This is a genomic window from Streptomyces sp. NPDC021096, from assembly GCF_040641275.1.
In the GTDB taxonomy this organism is placed as follows: Bacteria; Actinomycetota; Actinomycetes; order Streptomycetales; family Streptomycetaceae; genus Streptomyces.
The window spans coordinates 582,257-605,026 of the sequence record NZ_JBFADG010000001.1; the positions used below are offsets into that span (position 1 = coordinate 582,257).

The window sequence follows — 22,770 nt, forward strand, 5'->3', positions numbered from 1 at the left end:
GATGGAGGACGAGGACGGGTCCGGCGACGCACGGCTGGGCGCGGAGGTGCGGGACAGCGGCGACGCCCGCGCGACGGACGGCGGCACCGCGATCACCGGAGTCAGCGCGGCGACGGCGGTCGGCGTGCCTGGCTCCGTCTCGGTCAGGGCGACGGGGGCGGCGCACGCCTCGCACGGTGGGGTGGCAATCACTGGGAACGTGGCGGGCGACGTCTGTGTGACGCTGCCGTCCCTGCAGTCCCGCTCGGTGCAGGGATCCGTCCTGCCAGGCGAACGGCGCCCGCGCCTGTTCGGGCGCGAGGTGGAGATCTCCGACGGCCTCGACGTGCTGCGGCGCGCAGACGGCGGCCGGGCGGCGGTTGTGGTGACCGGGGCTCCTGGCATCGGGAAGAGTGACGTCGCCCTGCGCATGTCCCGGCTGGCCGCAGAGCGGTACCCGGACGGCCAGTTTCACATCAATCTCGCGCTGTCGACCGGCCCCACGGACCTCGTGTCGTCGATACTTCACGCGCTTTTTCCGCCCGAGCCTCCTCTGCCGGACCGCCGTGACCAGCAGCTGGCGCTGCTACGGACGACGCTCGCCGACAAGCGCGTCCTGCTGCTCATCGACGACATCGTCTCGGAGGAGGCGCTCCTTGAGGTCCTCTCCGTCGACGGTCCGTTCGCGCTGGTGGGGACCAGCCGCGTCAAGCTCAGCGGGCTCAGCGGGCTGGTTCACCTCATTGACCTCGGTCCACTGCCGGCCATGCCCAGCGAGGAGCTTGTACGGTCGGTCGCCGGCCCTGGCCGGCTGACCGACGAGCAGACGGCCGCGCTGTCCGCGGCATGTGCCGGTCACCCGCTCGCCCTGCACATTGCCGCGGCGCACCTGGCCCGCCGGCCCCGCGTGAACGTCGACCGCTACCTGTCCGAGATCACCAACCCCGACCGCAGCGTCAAGGCCCTTGTCGCCGGCCAGACCGCGCTGCAGCCTGTGCTCCAGCAGAGCTTCGACGCGCTCGAACGCGAACAGGCACAGGTCTTCTCCGCGCTTGGCGTCCTGCCGCACATGTCGTTCACCATCGATGTCGTCGCAGCGGGCATCGCACAGCCTCCGCTGGACGAGATCAACGATGACGACCTCACGGACACGGCCGCGCTCCTTGACTCGCTGGTCGAACTCAGCCTCATTGAGCAGATCGACGACGACCGATTTGTGATGCACGAAATTCAACACCGCTTCGCCCGGCTGACGTCCGCGCCGTGGTCGGGGACGCAACGGGCGGATGTCGTTCGTCACGCCTGTCTCGTCACAGCCGTCCGCGTGCGGTCGTCTACCGATGCGATCGGTTTCCTGGACGAGGAGGCGACCGTCCCCGCCGAGAGCAGTATCGAAGCGCTGCGGTCGCTGGACGCGGACCGTCCCGGCGCGGTCGCTCTCGTCGAGACGGCTCGGCAGTACGAGGCCTGGGATCACCTACTGCTTCTCGCCTTCGCGCTCACCGAGCACCTGCGGGTTGCCAGCCACTGGAAGGAGCTGGACCGCGTCTACCAGTGCGTACAGGAGGCCGGGGAGCTGGCTGAACACGCCAACTGGACGGCCACCGCGCTGTACAACCGGGCTGTGGTTGCCGGGCACCTCGGCGAGAGCCAGGATGCGATGGACCTGTACTACCGTTGCGCCGAAACGGCGCGCGCGGCCAACGATGCCGAGCATCTGTTCATGGCACAGCTTGGCCTGGGGACGCTACTGATCAACCTGGGCCGGCCCCGCGACGCCATAGAGTACCTGCGAAGCGGACTGCACTACTGGCGTACCGTCGGACGTCATCAGGCACTCGCGCTCGCCCTAGGGAACCTGGGCCAGGCGTACCTAGCGGTCGGACAGACACGCCGGGCCGAGAATTACCTGCGCAACAGCCGGGACCTGAGCCGGAGCAGCGGCATCAGCGAGACGCTCGCCACTCGGTCGATCGCCAGACTGTTGAGCAGTACGGGCCGAGTGGCGGAGGCTGCGGAGGAGTCCATCCGAGACATCGAACGGGCACGGGCCATCGGCAGCCGGGAGTGGGAGGCGTCGGCGCTGATGGATCTCGCGGCGGTCCCGGCCAGCGCCCGGCCGGAGTCGGCTCCCGCCGAGCCGCTCGAGACTGCCCTGTCCATCCATCAGGAGACGGGGGATGTGCAGGGCCAGGTCCGGGCGTTGTTCCGGCTCGGTGAGGATGCCGCACACCGTGCTGACCTCGACCGGGCCGCGACGTACCTCGCGCAGTGCGCCGAGCTCGCGATCGGAATCGGCGACCATCAGCATGCGGCGCGCTCCCTGACCTATCTCGCTTCGTACAGCGGTGGCATCGGGCACCACGACATGGCGGAGTCGCAGTTCGAGATCGCGTCGGACATGGCCCAAGAGTCCGGCAACCCAGTTCTTCAGGCTGATGTCCTTCGGAAGCGAGCGCAGTTGCTGTGGCACCGGGGGAGGATCGGAGACGCCGTCCGCCTGCTGACCGAAGCGGAGCAGTCTCTCGCCGCCACTGACGAGAGTCGGCCACTCGCCCAGGTGCGGGCGGCCTTGGGAGAAGCCCTGGTCGTCGCGGGGCAGTGGCAGGAAGGCGCCCGCATGCTGCAGTCCGTAGTCTCCGATTTCAGCGACGCCGCCTCCCCCAGCACTCGGGCCCGGGCGACGCGCGCCCTGGCCGTCCTCCACTCACGACGCGGCCTGCACACCGAAGCCCTGTCTGCGATCACCAGGGCACTCGACGACTGCGAGCGGCACAACGACGTCGACGGAGTCCTGCACTGCCGGATGGCATTGGGCAACATCCACGCACGGGCCGGACGGTGGGCTGAAGCCGCCGACCAGTACGAACAGGCCGCACGAGCCGCTGCCGAGCACAAAGATCTCCATATCCTCCTCTCCGCCCGCGCGCAGGCCGCGACCTGCATGCTGCACACCGGCAATCAGGACGAAGCCGTCGCCCTCATGACCAAGAACATCCCGCTCGCCGAAAAGCTCGGCATGAACACCGTGCTGACATCCCTGCACACCAACCTCGGCGCCTGCCACGCCAAGGCCAGCGACCATTCCGCCGCGGCCGCATCCTTCCGCACGGCCCTGCAGATCAGCGAACGTCTCGACGACGGCCCCTTGCGCGCCACCTGCCTGCTCAATCTGGCCCGCGCCGAGAAGGCCCTCCATGCACCGGAGGCCGCGCGTTCCCGCGCCCGACAGGCCTTCGCACTCCACCAAGCGCTCGGCAACTGGCCGGAGGCGGGCGAGACCCTGGTCTTCCTGGGTGCACTCCACCACGAGACGGACCCGGACGGCACCATGCCCAGCCTCGTGGAACTCGTGGGCGGCGGCCCGGTCGACCTGCGCGTCCTCGAATCACTCCGCGCCCGCGCCCTCCGGGACGGTCGCGACGACGCCGTGGTGCCGTCCTCTGCCACGCCCCGACTGCGCAGCGTGCGGATCGCCGACAATGTGCAGCAGGCGCTGGCCGCATTCGACCTGGAGTCGCTCACGCTTCGGTTCGCCACCTCCAGGCAGTACTGCACTATATGCAATCTGATCATCGACGAGTCCGGCGAGGCCGAACTCCTCTACCTCCGCCACCCGGACGTCCACCACCTGATGCTCCGGCTCGCGCACTCCCACTGCCATCTCTCCGACGTGATCGAACTTACCGGCCCGGCCCCCGATCGCTCCCAGGATCGCTTCGATGCCGAATGCATCCTCTTCGGCGGCGACCGCGCCGGGATCGTCCTCGACTGCCATGGCGGCTGGGGATCAATCAACGGCAGCCGCCGTATCGAGGACGTCACCCTCCGGCTTTTCCTGGAGTCGGGCTTCACCAACCTGCGCACCCTGTACACCAATAACGGCGGCAAGCCCCTCGACCTCCGTGACCTGCCGCCCGTCCCCGGCAGGGAACTTCAGGCCCGCCTGGTCGACAACAAAATCACCCTCAGCAGCCCCCGCAGCGACCTCCTGTCGGGGATGCCGCTCAACTTCTTACCTCACTGGTACGAGCAGGCCCACCACGGCTCGCTGCTCGTCATCGTCGGCCGGAACCTCCCGGGCATGGTGGCGGACGACCCCACGTACCTCGAGCGCGCCATCCTCCTCGGGCAGGCTGTTGGAGCAGCCGTGCCGTTCGCGGTGGTGCGGCCACGCAGGAATGCGCCGTGTCCATGCATGATGCGGCGGGGGAGGAAGTTCAAGCACTGCTGCAGTGGGCGGGCGGACAGGGCGGTATCGGCGAGCAGGAGGTGAGGCGACCACTCGGCCATGATTAACCTTGCTGTGCGTTGGGATCGGCGACTGCGGCGAGTTTCATGCGGACTTTTGCTGCGACCGGATGGTCATTTTCCGGCAATAGCCAGCTGTTCCGCAGCGCCCGCTCCACCAGCGGCACCGCCCGATCACGCACCGACAGGTACGAGTGGGTAAGGGTGTTGCGCGTGGACAACCTATAGCGATGGTTCTCGCCCATGACTTTCTCGAACACTCCCAAGGCTCGACGGATATAGGCCGTAGCTGAGAAGGACAGTCCTTGGTGCGCAAAGGAGAGGGCGGAAGCAAAAATAATTCCGGCGAGACCGGCTTCGGTGCCACCCTCGGTGTGGTCGGCCAACGTGTCTATGTGGGCCAGAAGATCTCGCTACACGGGCCACGCTTCAGGGGTACACGGTCGCGAGGCAGCGTGTCCCTCAAATTGCTGATTGCCAGTTCACGGAGCTCGGTGGTGAGTTCCGGAGTGCGATGTCGCTCGTCGGCGCCTGTGGTGCGTGCGAGCTCTGCACGAGGTGCCTGGCTGTCCCGGGACCGTCCTATTCGTTGACGATCCCGGTGACGGCGCTGGAGCCGGGTCCGGAGGCCTCCGCGTCTCCGGTATGCGCGACTTTCGACGAGCCAGGACGGCTACCGCTGGCGTTCCGGATTCCGGTGATCGCGCTGCTGCCGTCGCGGGCCGTCGCGTTGCCGGTGTCGATGGCCGTGTCGCCGGAGGAGGCGGCGAGGAACTCAAAAAGCGCGCGCAACTCTGCTGCCACACCGTACTGTTCGGTCCCTTCGAGGCGGTCCAGCAGGGCCTCGAACCGTCCGGCCCACAGCCCTTCCTGCCGCGCCAGCTCCGCGCCGGCATCGCCTGACGGCGGGGGCGTCAGGGCTTGCGCGGTGCGATCGAGCCGCACGATCTCCGCCCTCACGCGCTCGGCGTCACCGCGGCCGACCAACTCCGCGGCACGACGCTGCACCACAGGCCAGAACGCGGTACCCACGGCCCGGACCACTGCCCGTCCGCCTTCTGTTGCTAGTGCCGTAAGCTCTTCAATCCGCATGCTCGCCCCCATTCGCGGCCGTACGCCGCAGGATAACCTCTCACAATTCACCCGTATGCACGTTCGGGATCGACGAGAAGTTTCCGCGGCGACAGCGGCGAGGAGCGGGTTCGCATCTCCGAATGGTCCCGCGGGTCCACAGCCTGACACGCCCGTGATCGTCCACAGCACCGGATCCAGCGCCCTCGGAGGGGTCAGGGGAAACGTGGCGAGCTGCCGAGTGCATGAGGATGGGTTGTAGTTCGGTGTCTCGGGAGTGCGGCAGGCGCGCCCAAGTTGAAGTAGCGTGGCACGAGAAGTAGGCCCCGGCCGCCGATGTGCACGTTGCGTGCGACGGGATCGTCGACTTTGAGGATTGAAGGACACCAGCGTTCGACGTCGGGCAGGCCACTCAGGGAGTCCGCCGATGCCGTCGTCGAGCATCGTCGAGCGCGGAGGAGGCGTTTGGCTCTCCGTGAGTGGGGCTTCGTTCTCCCCAGATCCTCCCCAGCGGGCCGACCCGTCTTTGGGGAGAAGGCCGGGCTGAGGGCTTCCCTTGAGGCATTACTGGGTCGTCGCTCACTGGTTCGATGAGCCGGTCGAGCCGTAGGGGGAGAAGCATGCCAAGTGCTCGGCGCATTCGTATCGGGTATCCAGCGACCCTGTGCGTTGAATGACCAAGGTCGGGTGTGAAGCTCCCCTCTGAGGTGATCACGCAGAGCCTCCCGGATAGCGGGCGGATCCGGCGGGGTGATGAGCGGAGCGCTGAGGGGGGCGGGTGTCATCGCGTACCCTTCGGCTCACTTTAGGGGTGGCGCCCATGGGACGTGGTCTGCGCCCCCAGCTGTGCCGACGGCCGCGAAGCGTGGTCGCGCGCCACGGTAACCGTCTCCGGACTGGTCGCCGGGCGCTACACGGCCATGACGGTCAGTGCACGACGATCGCTCGTCAGCTCCTACGGCCACTACAAGCTCGACGCGTTTGGCCCGACCCTCAGGAACTGAGCGGGCTGGGCCGCTGGCGGTTGTCGCTCGCTCACACCCCCCACGCGGTGAACGCTGCCCAGTGGACGGGCGAGGCAAAGGGAAGCTCATCCGGGTCCTGCCCGGGCCGGGCGTACCGCTCGTTCAGGTCCGCCAGGTGCGGGTGGGTGACGGTGTACCGCACGAGGCCGTCCCATGTGAGACGCCGCAACCAGGCTTTGGAGCGGCGCAATGCGTGTGTTGGGTGTTCGTCGAGGCCGGCACCGGCAGGTGCAAGCAGTTCGTATAGACGCGTCATCAAAAGGGCGGTTGCCATGTCGTTCACGGGCCACAAACTGGTGATCACGCAGGCCGCCCCCGCTTGAAGGAAGCCGGCTGGGAGTCCGAGGAACTCGTCCGGTGTCTTAATGATCTCGTAGCGACCCGACTGGCAGGCGCTGGCCACCGCGAGGCGACAGTGCGGGAGCTGGCGCCGCACCAGGATATCCATGTCCAGGTGGCCGTCAGCAAGGGTCAATGAGCCGCCCTGGCCAACGATGTCCGCACTGCCATGACAGCTCAGGTGGAGGTGTGTTGCCTCGGCGAGGTGGTCGAGCAACCAGCTCACGGTGGCGTCGGGCCCCACCGCACAGACGGTTTCTCCTAGCGATTCGTACAGAGCTCGGATCTCGGCGAGTTCGCTCCGGGTGCCAGGTAGCGAACCATCAGGGTCGGCGACGGCCACCAGACGGGGCGTCGGCACAGACGGCCGCGAAGCTGCGGCGCGGGAGGCAGCGTAAACGCCTGCCGAGGGTGCGAGTATCAGAGTCCCAATGTCGTCGAGCACCTCGCCTGTCTCTGCACCAAGCGGCAAAGATGTCAATGGTACGTGCCCCAGTAGACCAGTCGGTACGACGACGACCTCGTTCAGCGGGTCCTCTGCGAGGAGTTGGGCGATGGGCTCCAGGAGCGGACCAAGGGGCCTGAGGCGGTTTAGGGCTGCTGGGAGCAGACCGCGACGCCTGAATTCCCGGGCTTCTTGTTGGGCCAGTAGCAGTCCCACGGCAGCGTCGTCCGGGTGCACGATGAGGAGGTGCGCAATCAATGTGCTGCTCACCTCAGGGATGTGGATGGCCCGTAGGGTCGGCGCCCTAGGCACCCAACCGGGTGTGCCGCTGCCCGCTTTGGACACTTCCGGCACCCGGGGGATCACGAGTACATAGCTGCCCCACGGCGCGTTCACCAGGTAGGCAAGTGACGTGCCGCCAGCGGCACGCACGATATCTGCCAGTTCGGTGGTGCGCAGGAAGTCCTCGAAACCCGGGTTCGCGCGGATCTCTGCGATTACGGTGCGCATGGCACGTTCCGCCACCGCCTGCGCGCTGGCGACTGAAGGGAACCCGGCGGATGGGCCCCCAGGCGGGGCTGCGGGCACTTCCGTGACAAGGAGCCGGTACCGCTCGCGTGCCTGCCGGTAGCGGCGAGCCACTGTGGGGTCAACGTGTTCCAGATTTTCCAAATCCACCGCGTTGCGCCCGGCGACCACCGACAGCTCACAGGCCAGACCGCGTTCTATTGCCTCGACCGCGTGCTCTGTGCGCCCTGCACGGGCAAGTAGGAAGGCGGCCCAGCGGGCGGTGCAGTCCGCTCGCGCGAGCACATCCCGGCGCCCCTCAGTGGTGACCTGGGCGTCGTAGAGCGCTTGAACGGCAGTCTGCATGTCCGAGGCGACGTCAGCGGCGCTGGCCCATTCCTCGGCTGCGGCGAGGGCGGGGAGCACTTCCCTGGCGATAGCGAGGTGAAGGGAGGGAGAGACGAGCGGTGGTGTGGCGTCCAGGGCCGTGCGGCGCAATCGCAGACTCTCGGCGCTGCCTGGTCCGTCGAGGAGGTCGGTGACTCGGGCCAGGACCCACGTTACGCGGCTGGTGTTGACGAGTCCCGGGCGTTGGGTGGCCAGTTGGAGTACAGCGGTGGCTGCTTTCTGAGCGCCGCGTGGGTCCGCCGGGTCGCGGGATATCAGTAGGTCAGCCAGGTTGCACTGCAGCTGTGACCACAGCACGGGATCGTCATCAGGGTTAAGGTGCCGCAAAGCGTGCCGGTAGCACTCCTCTGCTTCCCGTACATCGTTTGGCTCGGCGCGCCGGTACAGCAGTAGTCCGAGGTTGAGCATTGAGTAGGACCAGTCGGTTTGGTCCCGTTCGGGGGACCGTTCCTCCAGCCCGGCCCTGACGTGGCCAATGCCTAAGGTGAGATCGGCGGAGCCGCCGCGTGGCCGTTCGGCGAGCAGCAGCCCGTAGTTGGTCTGGATCCGTGCCCACAACTCAGGATGGGCGCGTCGGTCTAGCGTAGCGGCACGGGCCAGCAGATCCCGGGCTGTCTGCCAGCACTCCAACTGGTCGCCATCGTCACGAAGATGCTGGGCAGCAGCGAGGTTGTTCGCCACCTCAACCCACTGCAGACTGCCCTCGGGCAGCCGAGCCAGCGCGTGTTCCAGCGCACGCAGCGCCTCGGATAGATCGGCGTCGGTCCCAGTGCGTACGGCAACCACCAGGCGTTCGCCGAGCCTCGCGGCAAGTTCTGTCCCCACTTCTTCCTCGCCGAGCTGCTCGGCGAGCTCAAGCGCCTCGCGGGCGAGCGGGATCGCGTCCAAGCCATCGGTGGCGCGCACCTCAACGTACATCGCATGCAAATGCGACAGCAGGTCGTTGCCCAAGGCGGCCAGAGATGCGAAATAGCGGCCCATCGCCACGTCTGGCGATAGCTGACCGCCGCACAGGTCGTCTAGGAGCTGCTGGCGTATGCGCAGTGTGGTTTCCAATGGGGTGCCGGCTACTGCGTGCAGCTCCTCCCGCCCGGCATCGCGCACCCGGGTGTCGTCGGTAAGCTCAGGGTGCGCACGCACCAGTCCGGCGAGCTGGTCCGGCATGCATACCGTAACGGCACGCAGTAGTTCCCTGACCCGCGTTTCGTCCCAGCCCTCCGCCACATATTCAAGGAACGTCCGATAATTGGCAACGGTCGATGGCCCATACCGAACTAGCTCTCGGCACGCTCTCTCGATATCCATCAGGTCTTGACCGATATCGCGGGCCAGGGCGAAAGGCAGTAGTCTACGGGGCATCGGAATAACCTGCCCAGCGAACCAGCCGCTGCGAAATGCTCCAGCGCGTTCGGCCTGCTCTATGAGAGTCGTCGCCGGAATGGGCAGGTCCTGCTGGAGTTCTGCTATCGAGGTCGCGTACAGGGCCGGAGCTGTCACTCCTGGGCGCAGGACCAACAGTGGTGCCTCAATGTACGTCAGGGCTCCGCAGCCCACGCAATTTACCCACCATAGGCCCGGGCTCGATGCACTAGGAGTGCCGCAAGCTTCGAGAACGTCGGCGCGTTCACGGGCGTCGATGATGCGCCACACCGGGACCTGACATTGCCGCGCGCACTCCTCGCAGCGCCACGAGTACGACTCTCGCATTGACACGGTCACTGGGCCCTCACGCTACTTGCCGTTGGTGAGATGGGACAGCAGTGCCGTCAGTAGACGGCCCAGTGTGGAGTCGCGCAGCGCCCGTTTATGTACGGTCAGACTCCATTTGCCGCTTGGGTGCCGCTTGGCGAGGACCTCCGTTTGAAGGAGCGTCACGATCAGTACGCCGACCGGGACGGCTGTGGGGTCGAAACGGTCAACTGGGGATCGCGCGTACTCGAGAATCTCAACCAACAAGCCATCCCGATCTCCTTGAGTTGCAGCGTACTCCAGGGCGAGACGAGCCAAGCCCCCTTCGGTGATGGCAGAATGACCCACCGGCGGAATGTACTCCACCGCGTCCGTGGCACCGTCTAGTCCTGTTTCCATTGCAGGCGTATCCATGGTTAAGGTGGCTAGCCCGCTTTCTTCTACCAGCACCGTCAATGCCCGCAGAGCCTCCGATTCGGAGAGCGTGCGTACATCATTTACCAGATCGTCCCGTGCCGGCGTGGTCAAAATTGCGATCCCTTCACTTATCTAGAGTTGCTTCATCTGGCCAAGTTTTTGGTCTGGGGTCGGATCCAATTGGGATTTCCGGTGATGTCCTTCTCGCGCTGTGGCGCCAGCAGCACTGCGCGGCCACCTGTTCGCGCAGCCGACGCACCACTCGCTTGGTCACATCGAGTTCCGTCTGCCCCACGTGAACCGCTCCAGCGCATCCACGCTCCGCCCCCTCCCGGAAGATCTGGGCAGAGCGTACAAATCCACCGCACGTCTCGGCAGGGGAACCGGAAAAATAGACCGCCCAAGTGTCAGACGATCATCACGATTGACAACTGCGCACGAACAGCACGAACACCCGCCGCCTCAGCGGTCAAGGGCGGGCGTCCTCCGAAACGGGTAGGCTCGTCCGCGCATTCCGGTGGAGGGCGATCGCCTCTCGGCACCACGGGGGTACGCGGAGTCGTGGGAGCACGGAGACGGGGAACCAGTGGAGCATGATGCCCTCGGTGAGGGGGAGGGCGTGGGCGTCGCCGTCCCAGTGGCCGGTGTAGATGGCGATCGGACCCTTGCCGAGGCGTTCGGCGTTCCTCTGCTGGACGGTGGTGAACGCCTCGAGCGGGATGGTGAGTCCGGTCTCCTCCGCTACCTCGCGTGCGACGGTGTCGGCCAGTGATTCGTCCGGTTCGGGACGTCCGCCGACAGGTGTCCAGTAGCCGGGCCAGCAGATGCCTTCGATGTCGTCGCGGAGGTGGAGCAGGTATTCGCCCTGGCTGTTTGTGATCAGCGCGGATACCCCTGTGCCGGCCTCAGTCGTTTCCGCTTGGAGCTGGGTGTCGGTCATCCCGCCATGGTCCACCCCGCGGGTGGGGGAGGAGCGTCTACGACACGGACCGGCGGTCGCGTCCCGAGGGGACGCGACCGCCGGCGTGGGGATCGGGGAGTGGTCAGGCGACGGCAGCGGCTTCGCGGCCCCTGCGGGTACGGCGGTGGAAGATCTCTTCGAAGGTCGCGCGGGCGCCTTCGGGGTCGATGTAGTGCATGGCCAGCAGGGCGGCGATGACGGCGCCGACGAGGTCGTTCTGGACCTCGGACCAGCTGTGTGCGTCACCGCAGGTGGTCAGGCCCTTCAGCCCGTGGAGGGCGTGCATGGCCTCACCGGCCTCCTCGGCGACCTTGCCCACCTGGAGGGCCTTGAGTTCCTCGTTCGGGAGGTGTTCACCGGCCTCGCGGCAGACGGCGGAGAGCTTGGCGATGTCGTCCCACAGGTCGTCCATGACGGATCTCCCATCCGTGTGTCCCGGCCCCGGGGTGGGGCCTGGGGTCCTACGGCTGTGCGGGTCGGCCGAGCTGGCGCACGGTCCATCCGGCTGTGCGCCAGGTGTCGGCGTTCAGGAGGTTGCGGAGGTCCACGAGGACCGGTTGTTCGACCAGGGCGGACAGTGCCTTGGGGTCGGCGTCGCGGAACTGGGGCCACTCGGTGGCCAGGACGATCAGTTCCGCGCCCTTGACCGACTCCTCCAGGTCTTCCGCGTAGTCGAGTTCGGGGTGGCGTACGAGTGCGGTGGGAACGGCGTGGGGGTCGTGGACCGTGACGGTCGCGCCGCGCTGGTGCATGAGGGCGGCGACGGCGAGGGCTGGCGACTCGCGCACGTCGTCGGTGCCGGCCTTGAAGGAGGCGCCCCACACGGTGACGCGTGCGCCTGCTGCTGGTCGGCCGAGGGTCTGTTCGATGAGGGCGAGGGCGGCGGCGGGGCGGGATTCGTTGACCTGCTCGGCGGCTCGCAGCAGGGTTGCCGCGTCGAGGGCGCCGAGGCTCTGGGCGGAGGCGGTGAACGCGCGTACATCCTTTGGCAGGCAGCCTCCGCCGTAGCCGGGTCCGGCTTTCAGGCCGCCGCGGCCGATACGTGGGTCCAGGCCGATGGCCTCCGTGAGCTGCTGGACATCGGCGCCGGCGGCAGCACACATGTCGGCGACGCCGTTGATGAAGGAGATCTTCATGCCGAGGTAGGCATTGGCTGCGCCCTTGATCAGTTCGGCGGTGGCGGGGTCGGTGACGAACAGGGGGATCTGGTTGTGCAGCAGCGGGGCGTAGACCTGGCGGACCACGTCCTCGGCATGTGGGGAGGGGACGCCTGCGACGATCCGGTCGGGGCGGAGAGTGTCCTCGATGGCGTGGCCTTCGCGCAGGAACTCGGGGTTCCAGACGACCTCGACGTCGGTGCCCGCGGGGGCGAGGCGGGCGAGGAGGGTGGCCAGGTTGCGGGTGGTGCCGACGGTGACGGTGGACTTGCCGATGATCACGCAGGGGCGGGTCAGGTGCGGGGCGAGTGCGCGGGCCGCGCCGAAGACCTGGCCGGTGTCGTAGCTGCGGCCGTCGGCGTCGATCGGTGTGCCGACGGCGAGGAAGTGGACGTCGGCGAAGGCCGCGGCCTCGGCCAGGTCGGTGGTGAAGCGCAGTCGGCCGGTGGCGGTGTGGGTGGCCAGCAGGTCCGGCAGGCCCTCTTCGTAGATGGGGCATTCGCCGGCGTTGAGCCGGTCGATCTTCGCCTGGTCGAGGTCCACGCCGATGACCTCGTGGCCGATCTCGGCCATGGCCGCGGCGTGCGGGATGCCCAGGTGGCCGCAGCCGATGACGGATACGCGCATGGTGCCGGCGCTCCTTTCCCTGTCTCGCCTGCCCGGTGGTCCGGGCCGGTCAGGGGCGACACGCTAGCGCCGCTGTCCGGCCCGGACCTGATCGTGCAGGTAGGTCAGTTGGGCGCCTTGGCGAGGAGGTTGACGAGTTCCGGCAGCCCCTCCGCGGCCGGTTTCCGGCAGACCAGGTCGTCGTCGTGGGGGCCTTCCAGCGGGTAGGGCTTGAACTGGCCGTCGTGCCAGAAGCCCTCGGGGTCGAGGTAGACGACCTTCAGACCGCGCTCGCGGGCGCGGGCCTGGACCTTGCGCCGGTCGGCGTGCAGACCGACGACGAGCAGGGCCTTCGCGCCGTCCACCCACTCGACGTCCGGTACGGCCTGGTCGTAGCGGCGCATGAAGCACTCCTCCAGGCCGGCGCGGGCTGCCAGCACGTCGAAGTTGTTGGTGATCACGGGCCCGATCAGGTGTCCGGCGTCGTGAAGATCCTTCAGTGCGTGCATGGCGGGTGTCGGCTCGGCCAAGAAGCACGCCTTGAACATCTCGGTGAACTCGGCCGTCTTCTCCTCCGGCTCGGTGAGCACTTCGTTCAGAAGCGGGTCGGAGGTCGGGGAGAGGGTGAAGCGGTGTTCCCGCGGGTCGTCGCCCTGGCGGTCGGTGACGCGGTAGATCTCGTGGAGGCGGTGCAGGGGCGGGATGCCGGCCTCTACGGAGGTGCCGCAGCCGATCTCGACCTGGAAGGGCAGATGATCAGCGAGGACGGACAGGTCCGGGACGAGGGTGGGTGTGCCGCGCTGGTCCTTGATCCGGATGCCGGAGGCCAGCACGTCCCAGGGCCGTTGCCGCACGGCTGGCGGCGGGGCGTACTGGGCGGAGGTGATCTGGACATCGAGGCTGCGGTAGTTCTGCGGGAGCTTGCGGCGGGCCACGGCGTCCTGGGGGTGCAGTGTGAACTGCGTGATCTTGCACTTGAGGTCCTGGCGCATCCACGAGGCACCGCCGGGGGTGCGCTTCCATCCCCCGACCGCGAGCGAGGCCCTCACCGCGTCCTCGTGCGCGGTGATCTCGCCGGCGGGCGCGGTCACGGAGTGGTACAGGTATAGGTCGGTCAGGCCGATCGCCGGGGCGGCCGTGGTCGGCACCAGACCGTACCGGTAGCGGTAGTGAATGAGTCGGCGACGGGCGTCGTCACCCCCGCTCCAGCCCGACTGGCCGGCGGTGGCTTCCTCCTGGGTGCGACGCCAAATGCCCTCCTCGATGTAGCGGGGGCGGTCGGCGTCGCCGAAGTATGTGCTCCACACCTGCTGCTGCGACGGGGTGAGCTGGTCGACGACGATGTACGGGGTCTCCACGGGCTTCCCTCCCTGGTGATGGTCCGCCCGCCCACAGCGATGGGCGGCCGATCTGATGCCGTACGACATGTGCCGGGTCGAGCGCCGTTCCGCCCGGCGGAGCCGAGCCGCTGGCTTGCACCGGGCGGTACGGGTTGTGCTGCGGGGCAGCCCGCCGTAGCGAGGGCGGCTCCTCACCGCACCTCCTCCAGGGCGGTGTCCGGTGCTCCGGCACCCGGGGGCAGGCCCCAGGCCGGGGCCGGAGCGGTCTAGGGGTCCGGCTCGGTGATGTCCGGCATGGAGACGGCCGTGGGCCGCTCGGCGGGGAGAAGATCGGCAGCCTGGCCGCGCAGAACCCACGCGGGCCCGGCTAGGCCGAGCAGAGCCAGGACAGTCAAGGCGATGCCGCCGGATTCGCGGTGAGTCGGGCTGCTCGGACCGTGGTCCGGCGCGCGGTGCCGTCCCTGGGGCATCACGGCGCCCCGCCGCGAGAGTGCTCGTGGTCGGCGAGTATGCGTCCGGTCTGGGCGTGCAGGCGCTCAAGGTCGGTCGGCGTGAGGATCAGCGCGGCCTCGCTGCGGCCGCCATCTTCGTGGTGCACGAGGATGGCCACCGAGCCTTGCTTGGCACGAGGGTCGTAGACCGCGTCGGTGATGAGCAGGGTCGCGTATGTCGGCCTGGCGGGCACCGGCTCCAACGTGCTGGCGTTGGCCGGCGCGGACCATGCCGGACCACCGCCCGGTGGGCGCAGGTGGTACGTCGCGGCGCCTTCGCCGGGGAGGGCGACGACGACGCCGACTCGGCCGTTCCGGGCGGTGTCGGCGGCGAGGTCGCCGAGCTGGGGAGAGAACGGGGCCGTTGTGCCTAACTCGGCTCCCTGCGAAGGAAGATGGAGAGTTTGTCGTCCGCTCATGCCCCTGACGCTAGGAACGGTTCAGGGGCCTAATATGAGCCCGAGGAATACGACCCTCATCCGTCCAGGTGGAAGCGGTCGGACATGTGCCGCAACTTCTCGCGTGTGACCGCTCGCTCGGCGTAGACGATGCTGCGAAGGGTGGAGCGGGCGATGGGGTGGTTACGGATGAGCTGCGGTGCGATTCGCTCCGCCGTCTCCAGTTCGCCCAGTGCCTTGTCGCGGCGCCCATCCCATAGCCAGGCTCGCGCGAGGTCCATGTGGTGGTGCCCCTGACGCGAGTTGGGCATGGAAGCGACCAGCTCCGGGCTGGTGCGGTGGTTTATCGTCAGGGCCTTCCGCTGCTGTCCCATCTCCAGAGCCACGCTGATGGCGTGGATCTGGACGTTGCCGGGCGAGAACGTCAGCGAGTGCCTGTCGTACACCGGAGGCCCGGTGTACTCGTCCATGCGGTCGGCCGCCGTCCTGGCTAGACCTATGCGGTCTTCCGCCTCCGCTGCCCGGCCGCCTCGTGCTGCGGAGACCGCGGCACGGAGCTGGAGCGTCCCCCATGCCCGCAGGGCCAACGGCTCGCCACGCTCGTAGTCCTGCTGAAGAGTGCTGATGGCCTTGTCGGACAGGACGATGGCGTCTTCCCAGTCCGCGCTCGCCCACATGTCCCAGACCCGCATCCAGTCGGCGACCGCGGGCAGGACCGGGTCGCCGGACAGCCGTGCGGACCAGGCGGCCCGCTCGCAGGCCATGGCGACCAGCTCGGGGTGGCCCAGAGCGTGGGTGGCGGTGTGTGCGAACTTGCAACACACCGCGTAGATCGAGTAAGCCTCCTCCCGCTCGTGGCCGGTGGTCACCTCGGCGAGTGCGCGTGACTCGCGGAGCAGGTCCGGCAGGACGCGCAGGATGGCCACGTTCGCGGCGGCGTCTCGCAGTCGGTGCAGCCGCGTCATCTCCCGCCAAAGCTTCGCCGCTGGACGCGGGGTGCCGTCGAACACGGGGGCGAGGTCGTAGCGACGCAGTTCCCGCAGGATCGAGGACGCGGCAACCTGCCACTGGTTCTCGTCGGGGGAGCTGGTGTACGGGCGGCCGATCAGATCATTGGGGTGGACGTGCAACTCGGCTGCCAGCAGGTTCAGAACGCCGACCCTGTCCAGCTCGATCAGGCCGCGCTCCATCTTCGAGACCCAGCCCTGCGACTTGCCCAGAGCGGTGGCAAGGTCGGCCTGCGGCATGCCCAGGCGGAGGCGGGCACGACGGGCTCGGCGACCAATTTCCTCGGCTTCTTGCAGCATCAGTGCACCCCCGAACTGCTGATGGGTCGGCTTGGATCAGTCGTTCGGCAGGGCATGGTGCCTCCGTCCGTTCAGGCGTCTCCATCAGAACGGTACCTATGCCAGGGCGGAGGCGAACTCGTCAGGGTCAAGCCCAGAGTCACCGAGGTCGGCGCGGTGTTGCTTCCGCGAGGCCATCAGCGCTGGGATCACCGGTGCCGGGCAGGTGCCACATGGGCATGGCCGGGTTGTGCCGGTCGCGCTGTCGCGGTCGTGCGGGCTTGGGCAGCTCGTGCTCGGTCGCCGGGGGCCCGTCTGGTGGCGAGGCGTTGGATGCGCCAGGTGAGGGTCCCGGCGATGGAGCGGGCGTCGTCCAGGATGCGCAGGCGTGCGGCGTGCTGGAGGAGTTGCTCGGGGTCCTGGCCGGCGTTCTCGGCTTCGGTCAGGGCGGCGGCCAGTGCCGGCCAGGCGGGGGCGTCGAGGACCTGTTGGGCGTAGTCGGGCACGGCTATGAGGATTCGCTGGGCGTGCCGTTCCACGGTGCGGGCTGGAGGGTTGCTCTGGGCCAGGGTGGCCAGCGGCTGAGCAGCGGCTTGTTGGTAGGCGGCCTGGAGATGGGCCAGGCTCTGGTGCGCGGCGGCGACCTGCTGGTCGTGCCGGCGGGCCTGGTGCCAGCGGGCTATCGCGATGACGACTAGGACGGCGATGTCGAGGAACATCGCCAGCCCGGACGTGTCGCCGGTGACCGGTGCGCCGCGCAGGGCCCGGACGGCGCCCCGGAGGGCGCGGGCTTGGTCTTGCTGGGCGTGGATGCGGGAGCGGGTGGCGCGTTCGAAGGCGATGGCAGCCTGCTGCAGCTGCGGCCGCAGGTGGTTGGGGGCGAGTAGCGGCAGGACGTCGATGGCCTCGCCGAAGGCCGCGATGTGAGCCTGGGCGGCTTCGTCGTCGCCGTAGTTGAGGTGGTGGGGGGTGCGCTCGGCCGCGGCAGTGGCTTGGTGCCAGGGGTTGGGCTTGCGCCGGCTGCCCGGCTCGGTAGTGGGCGGGATCTCGATGACGGTGAGGCGTTCGCGGATCTTGGGGAAGGACAGATCGGGGGCGAGTCTGGCGCCGGAGAACCAGATGGGCTCGCCGGCGGCGTTGGTATCGCCTTCGATGGCGACCTTGTACCCGCGTACGTCGCCGGAGGGGAAGTGCTGTACGTCGACGAGCACGCCCTCGATGCCGTCGAGCAGGCGGAGGAAGTCCTCTGGACTGGTGGCGGTGGAGACCAGCTGTCGGACGGTGGTGCGCAGGCGTTCGCGGGAGGTTTTGTCCTTGCCGGCGCGGCGGGCCTTCTCGGTCTCGGCGCGGGTGGGGCGCTTGGCTGCGGTGTGGTCACCTCGTACGACCTGCTGGAGGCCGTATTCCTTCTCGACGGCGGCGAGTTCCTTGTCGGCCTTCAGGTAGTCGTTCCAGTGGCGGGCGGTGCGCAGGTCGCCGCGGACCTTGGTAGCAGCGATGTGGATGTGGTCGTCGGCGTGGCGTACGGCGACCCACCGGCACCCGTCGGGGTCACCTTGTGGCGCGACCCCGGTGGCCGCCACAATGCGGCGCGCGATGTCCGCCCACTCGGCGTCAGTGAGGTGCCGGTCGCCGGGAGCGGCACGTACCGAGCAGTGCCACACATGGCGCTCTGGCGCACGGCCCAGCCGCCTGGCCTGCTTGACGCGCAGGTCGAGGTCCGCCACGAGGAGCTTCTTCGTGGCCTCGAAGTCGTCGGCGCGGCCGGGGTCGGGCGCGAAGCTGTCCCAGGACGCGACCAGGTGCGGGTCGGTGTGGTCCTTGGCCGTCTTCGTATCGAACAAGTACCGGATCAAGCCAGCAGTGCTCTTGCCGCTGCCGATCTTGGCGATCATCAGGCGGCCTTCGCGGAGACGGCATGGTTCATAACCTGCGCGATGTCGCCGATGGCGGCGCGGACGGCGTCCAGGGTGCGCTCGGTATGGGCGAGGGCGATGGTGTCCAAAGGGTGTGGAGCGCCTCCGGCGTTGAGACGGTGGGCGATCTGGTTGACGTTGGTGCCGATGCGGGCCACCTCGGTCCGTAGGGCGTCGAGCTTGTCGAGGCAGTCATCGAGCTGGGTGCGCTGCCCGGTCAGGCCCACGGCTAGTTCGCCGTCGAGGTAGGCCATGATGACGGCGCCGACGAGGTGGGCGCTGGCGATGTCCATTGCATTGGCGCGGGTGACGATTCGGGTCTTCTCGTCGACGCTGTAACGGACGTCGACACGCTCTTTGCGCTGGACGTTTTCGCGGGTACGACGGCGAGCGATGCGACGCAGCGTGGCTTCGACGGCAGGGATGGCGGGCGACTGCTCGTCGGCGTCGACGGGCGTTTCCTCCTCGGGCACCCCCTGGTGCCCGAGGTCCTCCGCCGCCCCCGGGGCGGAGGCGTTCGCGTTGGACCGGCCTGTGGACGGTCCAACGCCATACCTTGCTCCGCCCGGGGCTGGGTGAGCGGGCGTCTCCGGTCGGGTGGTGGGGGAGAGGGCAAGGCTGTGCTGTTTGCGCATCGTCGGGCCTTCTGGCGGTGGGCTGGGGGGAGGGAAGCGGGGTTCGCCCCAGGAGTCCCTGGGGCGAACGGTGGAGCTTGCGGACCGGGCCGGGCTATGCGGCGTCGGCCTGGGCTCGGTCGAGTTCGTCCTGGAGGAAATCCTTGGTCTCGTCCAGGCGTTCACGGCCGATGCGGAGGCCCTTGTCGCGGATGGCCTTCTCGATGTGGCGGCGGGATGCGCGGCCGCCGCGTCCCAGCGGTGCGGTGCGGCCGATCTCGATGGCCTGTTCCAGCGTGGTGCTCGGCCGCGGGCCGGGCCGTCCGGCGGGCCGCTTTTTGGGTTGGGTCACCTGATCGGTGGCATCCGCAGTCACATCGCTGACATCTTCAACGATGAGGTGTGGAAGCCCGCCCTCGCGAAGGCCGACGTCATCCCCATGCGGGAGAAGGGGAAGCGCTGGAAGGCTTCCCGCAAGGACGGCTTCCACGTCCTCCGGCACACCTACGCCTCGGTCATCCTCGAAGCCGGTGAGTCCGTCGTCACCCTCGCCCGATGGCTCGGCCACTCCAGCCCGACCATCACCCTCGACCACTACGCCCACTTCATGCCGGAAGCTGGCGGTAAGGGACGCGCAGCCGTCGATGCGTTGCTCGGTGCCGTTCCTGAATGCGCACCAGAGAATTTTGTCGCTGCGTGAGAGAACGGGTGGCACAGCACGTGCTGTGCCACCCGTTCTACTGTGTCGACTCGAGGCAGTCAGCCAGCGAAGCCCTTGCGCCGAACGTGCCAGGAGTACGCCGCATCTGGCCGGCAAGCACGCCAGGTCGTGCATCAAGCAGCCGCAGCCCAGTAAAACCCTAATGCTGACCATCGCCGGCTCTGAGGACGGGTCGGGCACGCTCTGTCCCGACTGAAGAGCTGGAAGATCCTAAGTGGCTGCCGCCTCAAGGGCCACGGCGTTCACCAAGCCATGTTGGGCATTGCCCGGTTAGGCAACATGGCCCTCACCGGATAACTCACGCCCCATACGGGAAACCTTTAGCCGACCGCTACCTGGCGGAAGCCCCCGCTGCAGAACCAGTCGTGGGCAGCGAGCGCTTCATACAGGGCAACCATCCAAGAATTCTTGTGCAGGCGTGCACGTGAGCGTGCGATTCCCTCCATGTGCTCACGGACGTCTGGTGGCCCGCCAGCCTGGAAGGCTTCCTCGATCGACAGCCCGATGCCCGGCAGATCGTCGGCGGCCTGGTCCTCAAACAGCGGGGCAAGCTTGAAGGTCTCGAAGTGGTATCTGACGCGCTCCGCGAGCTTCGCATCCCATGAGATGGGCGGATCCACGTAGAACTCGATCACCCAGCTTGCCGGGCTGTCCAGGGGCTTTGCTTGATAGGCCCGGCCATCAGCCGAGCGGGTTATGAGCCGCGCCCTCAGCCATCGGTCCTCGTCGATGTCATCGAAATAGGGGTGGAGGGTCTGTTCCGCATAGCAGGTCGGTGCACGGTCCTTCTTCTCGAAGTTGCAGTCCGAGCAGATGGGCAGCAAGTTGATCGGTACGGCGGCAAGGTAGGGGTAGATCGACTTGGGCATGTGGTGATCGACCTGGCGCACTGCACCGACACCACACATGGGGCACTTGGTCTTGCGGTTGCGGGCCTCTTCGTACACAGGACGGCCAGGATGATGCGGCCCCATCCGCCGTTCGTACATGGCTATCAGGGCGTCCCTGTCATGCTTCTTGAACGGAAGGGGAGCGAACGCGGCAGGACGCATGTGGTGAAGCGTGGAAGTGCGGCACGCCTGCTCATACGCCTCGGCGGCGGTCACAACTCTTTCCTCATATTCGCTGAGCAGAGTCCGCATCCGCGGGCTGATGTTCGCGCTGATGCACATGCGGAACGCATCTCGCGTTCCGATCTGGGGAGGGTCGAGTCGGCGCATCAGCGCTCGCCTTCGCGGCGGCGGGTCGCGGAGCGAGCCAGTGCTCGCCCCTCGGCACCCAGTTGGTCATCGAATTCGTCGAGAATGTCTTCGAATGACATGCCGCCATCGGCGAGCGACTGGATCAGTCGGTTGAACCCTGTGCGGCGCACCTCCAATCCGAAGATTTCCCGGGTGATCACTCCGACGTTCTCGCCGAACGTCTCGATTTCGGGGTGATCGACGCGCAGATCATCGCCCGCCCTGCGCAGGGCCCAGACTGCCTCACGGGGCGTCTCCTGGAGTACCACGGGCGAGTGCGTGGCGATGAGCGCGATGCCGTTGCGGTCTCTCAGCAGTTCGGACAGGGTTCGCACGAACGTCGACAGCAACGGGGGGTGGAGGTGAGCCTCCGGTTCGTCGATCAGGACGAGGGTGCGTTCGGTGGTGTGCTGTACCAGCCGGGCCAGGGTCAGCAGGACAATCTTGTGTCCTGAGCTGAGCCCGTCGAAGACCTGCTCAGGGTCCGGTTGGCTCCGGGCGCGTGCGAGCCGCGTGATCTCCAGGTCATGGAAGAGGGGATCCGTCTCTTCGAGCTTGGCCAGGACGCCGCTCCAGCGGCGAGCCTTCGCGGGGTGATCCTCCACGCACCTCTGTACGCACTCGGCGAACTCGGAGCCCAGGGCCACGTAGCTCTTCACTCCCGCACCATCGGCCGTTTTCAGGCCGACGTACTGGTAGTCGACGCGGTCACTGACCTGGTTGACCGCTTTGCTGACCTGGTGCGGGCCCTGCGAGTCGAAAGCACTGAACGATACGTACACGACGTTGACGAAGGGATACTGGCGGTGGTCGAGCCTGTCCTCTAGCGAGCTTTGGCGTCGCCTGCCGCGTGAGGCGAGTGTGGTCTGGGCGATGTTGTGCAGCAGGCGTGTCTTACCTACCCCGTTGCTTCCGATGACAGCATGGATGTTGCTGGGAGGGTTCTTGCCGGGGTCTACCGTCAGTTCGATGACGACTGCCGGGGCGCTTCCGGACAGCGCCTCCTGCCGGTAGCGGACGTGGAAGCGTGAGAGTGTGGGCCCGCCCTGGCTGATCCTGCGGTACTGCGTACAGACCGTATCGGCATCGGTGCCGCGCAGCAGTGATTCCCGCATGACGGGTTCGTTGCGGGCTTGTTCGAAGAGCTCGGCGTCGTAGGCGACATCGCGCAGACCGGAGAAGATGGCCAGGCGCGTTTCGTCGTCGAACTCGTCACGGAGCATGGCGTAGTAGCTCTCATCGACCCCCAGGGAGAAAAACCCTGGCTCAAGAGCTTCGAAGCGCTCGGGCAGGGAAGTCCGGCCGGTCTCCATGCCGAAGGAGCCGATCTTCACTGCACCGACGTTGACGCTGCGGGTACCGTTGTAGCAACGCAAATCGAAGACCGTCTTGAACCCGTAGTCATCCCAGTTGTCGCTTCCAAGCCACGCTATGCCTGGACGAGTACGCGCTGATTCCCGCGCGTTGGGCGCCGTAGTGAAGTACACCGCGTCACATTACCGAACACGCTCCTGATGTAGGGGTGGGTTCCTCCGACCGGACAGAAGCATGGATCAGCAGACTGGGCAGGCCGAGCTGCACGGTGACACCGCCCCTCGGCCCAGTGCTGCGGGTCGTGCCGGCGAGAGCTCGCTCGTAGGCGGCGCGGTCGTTCCGTGCGCCACCACGCAGTCCTCATGAGCTTCGCTGTAGCACGTTGTACCTGCGGCGTACCTGGCGGTGCGTGTGGTGCCCCGTGGAGAAGTCAACAGTATTCGGGGCAGTTGCCCGCCCGGGGTTGGCTGACACTCTCAGTTACGGGCTGCGGCGGCGGGGTGGTCGGAGTCGAGTAGTGCGAGAGGTGTGGAACAGCAGATGAGGGGCATGGCGGCTCGCTCCCCAGCGCCGCGCATTCTCCCCAGATTCTCC

15 protein-coding genes and 2 pseudogenes are annotated in these 22,770 nt (G+C 67.5%); 3 read left to right on the forward strand and 14 right to left on the reverse strand.

The window, feature by feature from the left end; genetic code table 11:
• Position 1: 1 nt before the first annotated feature.
• Positions 2-4,255 (forward strand): tetratricopeptide repeat protein, encoded by a 4,254-nt coding sequence (locus AB0G59_RS02730; RefSeq protein WP_360907214.1) that lies wholly within the window; start codon positions 2-4, stop codon positions 4,253-4,255.
• Positions 4,256-4,274: 19 nt separating this feature from the next.
• Here the strand turns inward: AB0G59_RS02730 and AB0G59_RS02735 are convergent, their stop codons facing one another.
• The 12 genes from AB0G59_RS02735 to mobC all read right to left on the reverse strand — a co-directional run bounded on the left by AB0G59_RS02735 (position 4,275) and on the right by mobC (position 18,921).
• Entirely contained in the window at positions 4,275-4,616 is a 342-nt protein-coding gene (locus AB0G59_RS02735; RefSeq protein WP_360907216.1) for a hypothetical protein, read from the reverse strand.
• Positions 4,617-4,812: 196 nt separating this feature from the next.
• Positions 4,813-5,322 carry a hypothetical protein gene (locus tag AB0G59_RS02740; protein WP_360907218.1) on the reverse strand — a complete coding sequence of 170 codons (510 nt, stop codon included), beginning with the start codon at positions 5,320-5,322 and terminating at the stop codon, positions 4,813-4,815.
• A gap of 1,014 nt (positions 5,323-6,336) precedes the next feature.
• Entirely contained in the window at positions 6,337-9,522 is a 3,186-nt protein-coding gene (locus AB0G59_RS02745; RefSeq protein ID WP_360907220.1) for a CHAT domain-containing protein, read from the reverse strand.
• A 234-nt stretch (positions 9,523-9,756) separates the two neighbouring features.
• A complete protein-coding gene (locus AB0G59_RS02750; RefSeq protein WP_360907223.1) occupies positions 9,757-10,242 on the reverse strand; it encodes a hypothetical protein in 486 nt (161 codons plus the stop codon).
• A gap of 358 nt (positions 10,243-10,600) precedes the next feature.
• Entirely contained in the window at positions 10,601-11,071 is a 471-nt protein-coding gene (locus AB0G59_RS02755) for an NUDIX hydrolase (RefSeq protein ID WP_360907225.1), read from the reverse strand.
• 103 nt (positions 11,072-11,174) lie between these two features.
• A complete protein-coding gene (locus AB0G59_RS02760; protein WP_360907227.1) occupies positions 11,175-11,504 on the reverse strand; it encodes a MazG-like family protein in 330 nt (109 codons plus the stop codon).
• A gap of 49 nt (positions 11,505-11,553) precedes the next feature.
• A complete protein-coding gene (locus tag AB0G59_RS02765) occupies positions 11,554-12,876 on the reverse strand; it encodes a UDP-glucose/GDP-mannose dehydrogenase family protein (RefSeq protein WP_360907229.1) in 1,323 nt (440 codons plus the stop codon).
• 104 nt (positions 12,877-12,980) lie between these two features.
• The gene (locus tag AB0G59_RS02770) at positions 12,981-14,213 is read right to left on the reverse strand and encodes a hypothetical protein (protein ID WP_360907231.1); all 1,233 of its coding nucleotides are present in this window, start codon (positions 14,211-14,213) and stop codon (positions 12,981-12,983) included.
• A gap of 451 nt (positions 14,214-14,664) precedes the next feature.
• Complete coding sequence (locus tag AB0G59_RS02775) at positions 14,665-15,105, reverse strand: hypothetical protein (protein ID WP_360907233.1); 441 nt, start codon at positions 15,103-15,105, stop codon at positions 14,665-14,667.
• A gap of 56 nt (positions 15,106-15,161) precedes the next feature.
• Positions 15,162-16,391: a helix-turn-helix transcriptional regulator gene (locus AB0G59_RS02780; protein ID WP_360907235.1), complete on the reverse strand. Its 1,230-nt coding sequence runs from the start codon at positions 16,389-16,391 to the stop codon at positions 15,162-15,164.
• 188 nt (positions 16,392-16,579) lie between these two features.
• Positions 16,580-18,265: a relaxase/mobilization nuclease domain-containing protein gene (locus AB0G59_RS02785; protein WP_360907237.1), complete on the reverse strand. Its 1,686-nt coding sequence runs from the start codon at positions 18,263-18,265 to the stop codon at positions 16,580-16,582.
• Positions 18,265-18,921, reverse strand: coding sequence for a plasmid mobilization relaxosome protein MobC (gene mobC, locus AB0G59_RS02790; protein WP_360907239.1), 657 nt, complete (start codon positions 18,919-18,921; stop codon positions 18,265-18,267). Before mobC ends, AB0G59_RS02785 begins: the two co-directional genes overlap by 1 nt.
• Positions 18,922-19,279: 358 nt before the next feature.
• Here mobC and AB0G59_RS02795 point away from each other — a divergent pair.
• Positions 19,280-19,600 (forward strand): annotated as a pseudogene (locus AB0G59_RS02795) (tyrosine-type recombinase/integrase); the annotation flags it as partial.
• A gap of 171 nt (positions 19,601-19,771) precedes the next feature.
• A pseudogene (locus tag AB0G59_RS02800) lies at positions 19,772-19,918 on the forward strand (IS5/IS1182 family transposase); the annotation flags it as partial.
• A 23-nt stretch (positions 19,919-19,941) separates the two neighbouring features.
• Here AB0G59_RS02800 and AB0G59_RS02805 read toward each other — a convergent pair.
• Together AB0G59_RS02805 and AB0G59_RS02810 are read right to left on the reverse strand one after the other, a co-directional pair.
• Positions 19,942-20,841: a hypothetical protein gene (locus AB0G59_RS02805; RefSeq protein WP_360907241.1), complete on the reverse strand. Its 900-nt coding sequence runs from the start codon at positions 20,839-20,841 to the stop codon at positions 19,942-19,944.
• Entirely contained in the window at positions 20,841-22,349 is a 1,509-nt protein-coding gene (locus AB0G59_RS02810) for an AAA family ATPase (protein ID WP_360907243.1), read from the reverse strand. The genes AB0G59_RS02805 and AB0G59_RS02810 overlap by 1 nt, the downstream gene beginning before the upstream one ends.
• Positions 22,350-22,770: the final 421 nt, after the last annotated feature.

What these genes read in the sequence shown, in the direction of transcription:
- AB0G59_RS02730 (WP_360907214.1), top strand. Translation starts at nt 2, where the DNA reads ATGGAGGACGAGGACGGGTCCGGCGACGCACGGCTGGGCGCGGAGGTG.
- AB0G59_RS02740 (WP_360907218.1), bottom strand. Translation starts at nt 5,322, where the DNA reads ATGCGGATTGAAGAGCTTACGGCACTAGCAACAGAAGGCGGACGGGCA.
- AB0G59_RS02755 (WP_360907225.1), bottom strand. Translation starts at nt 11,071, where the DNA reads ATGACCGACACCCAGCTCCAAGCGGAAACGACTGAGGCCGGCACAGGG.
- AB0G59_RS02760 (WP_360907227.1), bottom strand. Translation starts at nt 11,504, where the DNA reads ATGGACGACCTGTGGGACGACATCGCCAAGCTCTCCGCCGTCTGCCGC.
- AB0G59_RS02765 (WP_360907229.1), bottom strand. Translation starts at nt 12,876, where the DNA reads ATGCGCGTATCCGTCATCGGCTGCGGCCACCTGGGCATCCCGCACGCC.
- AB0G59_RS02775 (WP_360907233.1), bottom strand. Translation starts at nt 15,105, where the DNA reads ATGAGCGGACGACAAACTCTCCATCTTCCTTCGCAGGGAGCCGAGTTA.
- AB0G59_RS02780 (WP_360907235.1), bottom strand. Translation starts at nt 16,391, where the DNA reads ATGCTGCAAGAAGCCGAGGAAATTGGTCGCCGAGCCCGTCGTGCCCGC.
- AB0G59_RS02785 (WP_360907237.1), bottom strand. Translation starts at nt 18,265, where the DNA reads ATGATCGCCAAGATCGGCAGCGGCAAGAGCACTGCTGGCTTGATCCGG.
- mobC (WP_360907239.1), bottom strand. Translation starts at nt 18,921, where the DNA reads ATGCGCAAACAGCACAGCCTTGCCCTCTCCCCCACCACCCGACCGGAG.
- AB0G59_RS02805 (WP_360907241.1), bottom strand. Translation starts at nt 20,841, where the DNA reads ATGCGCCGACTCGACCCTCCCCAGATCGGAACGCGAGATGCGTTCCGC.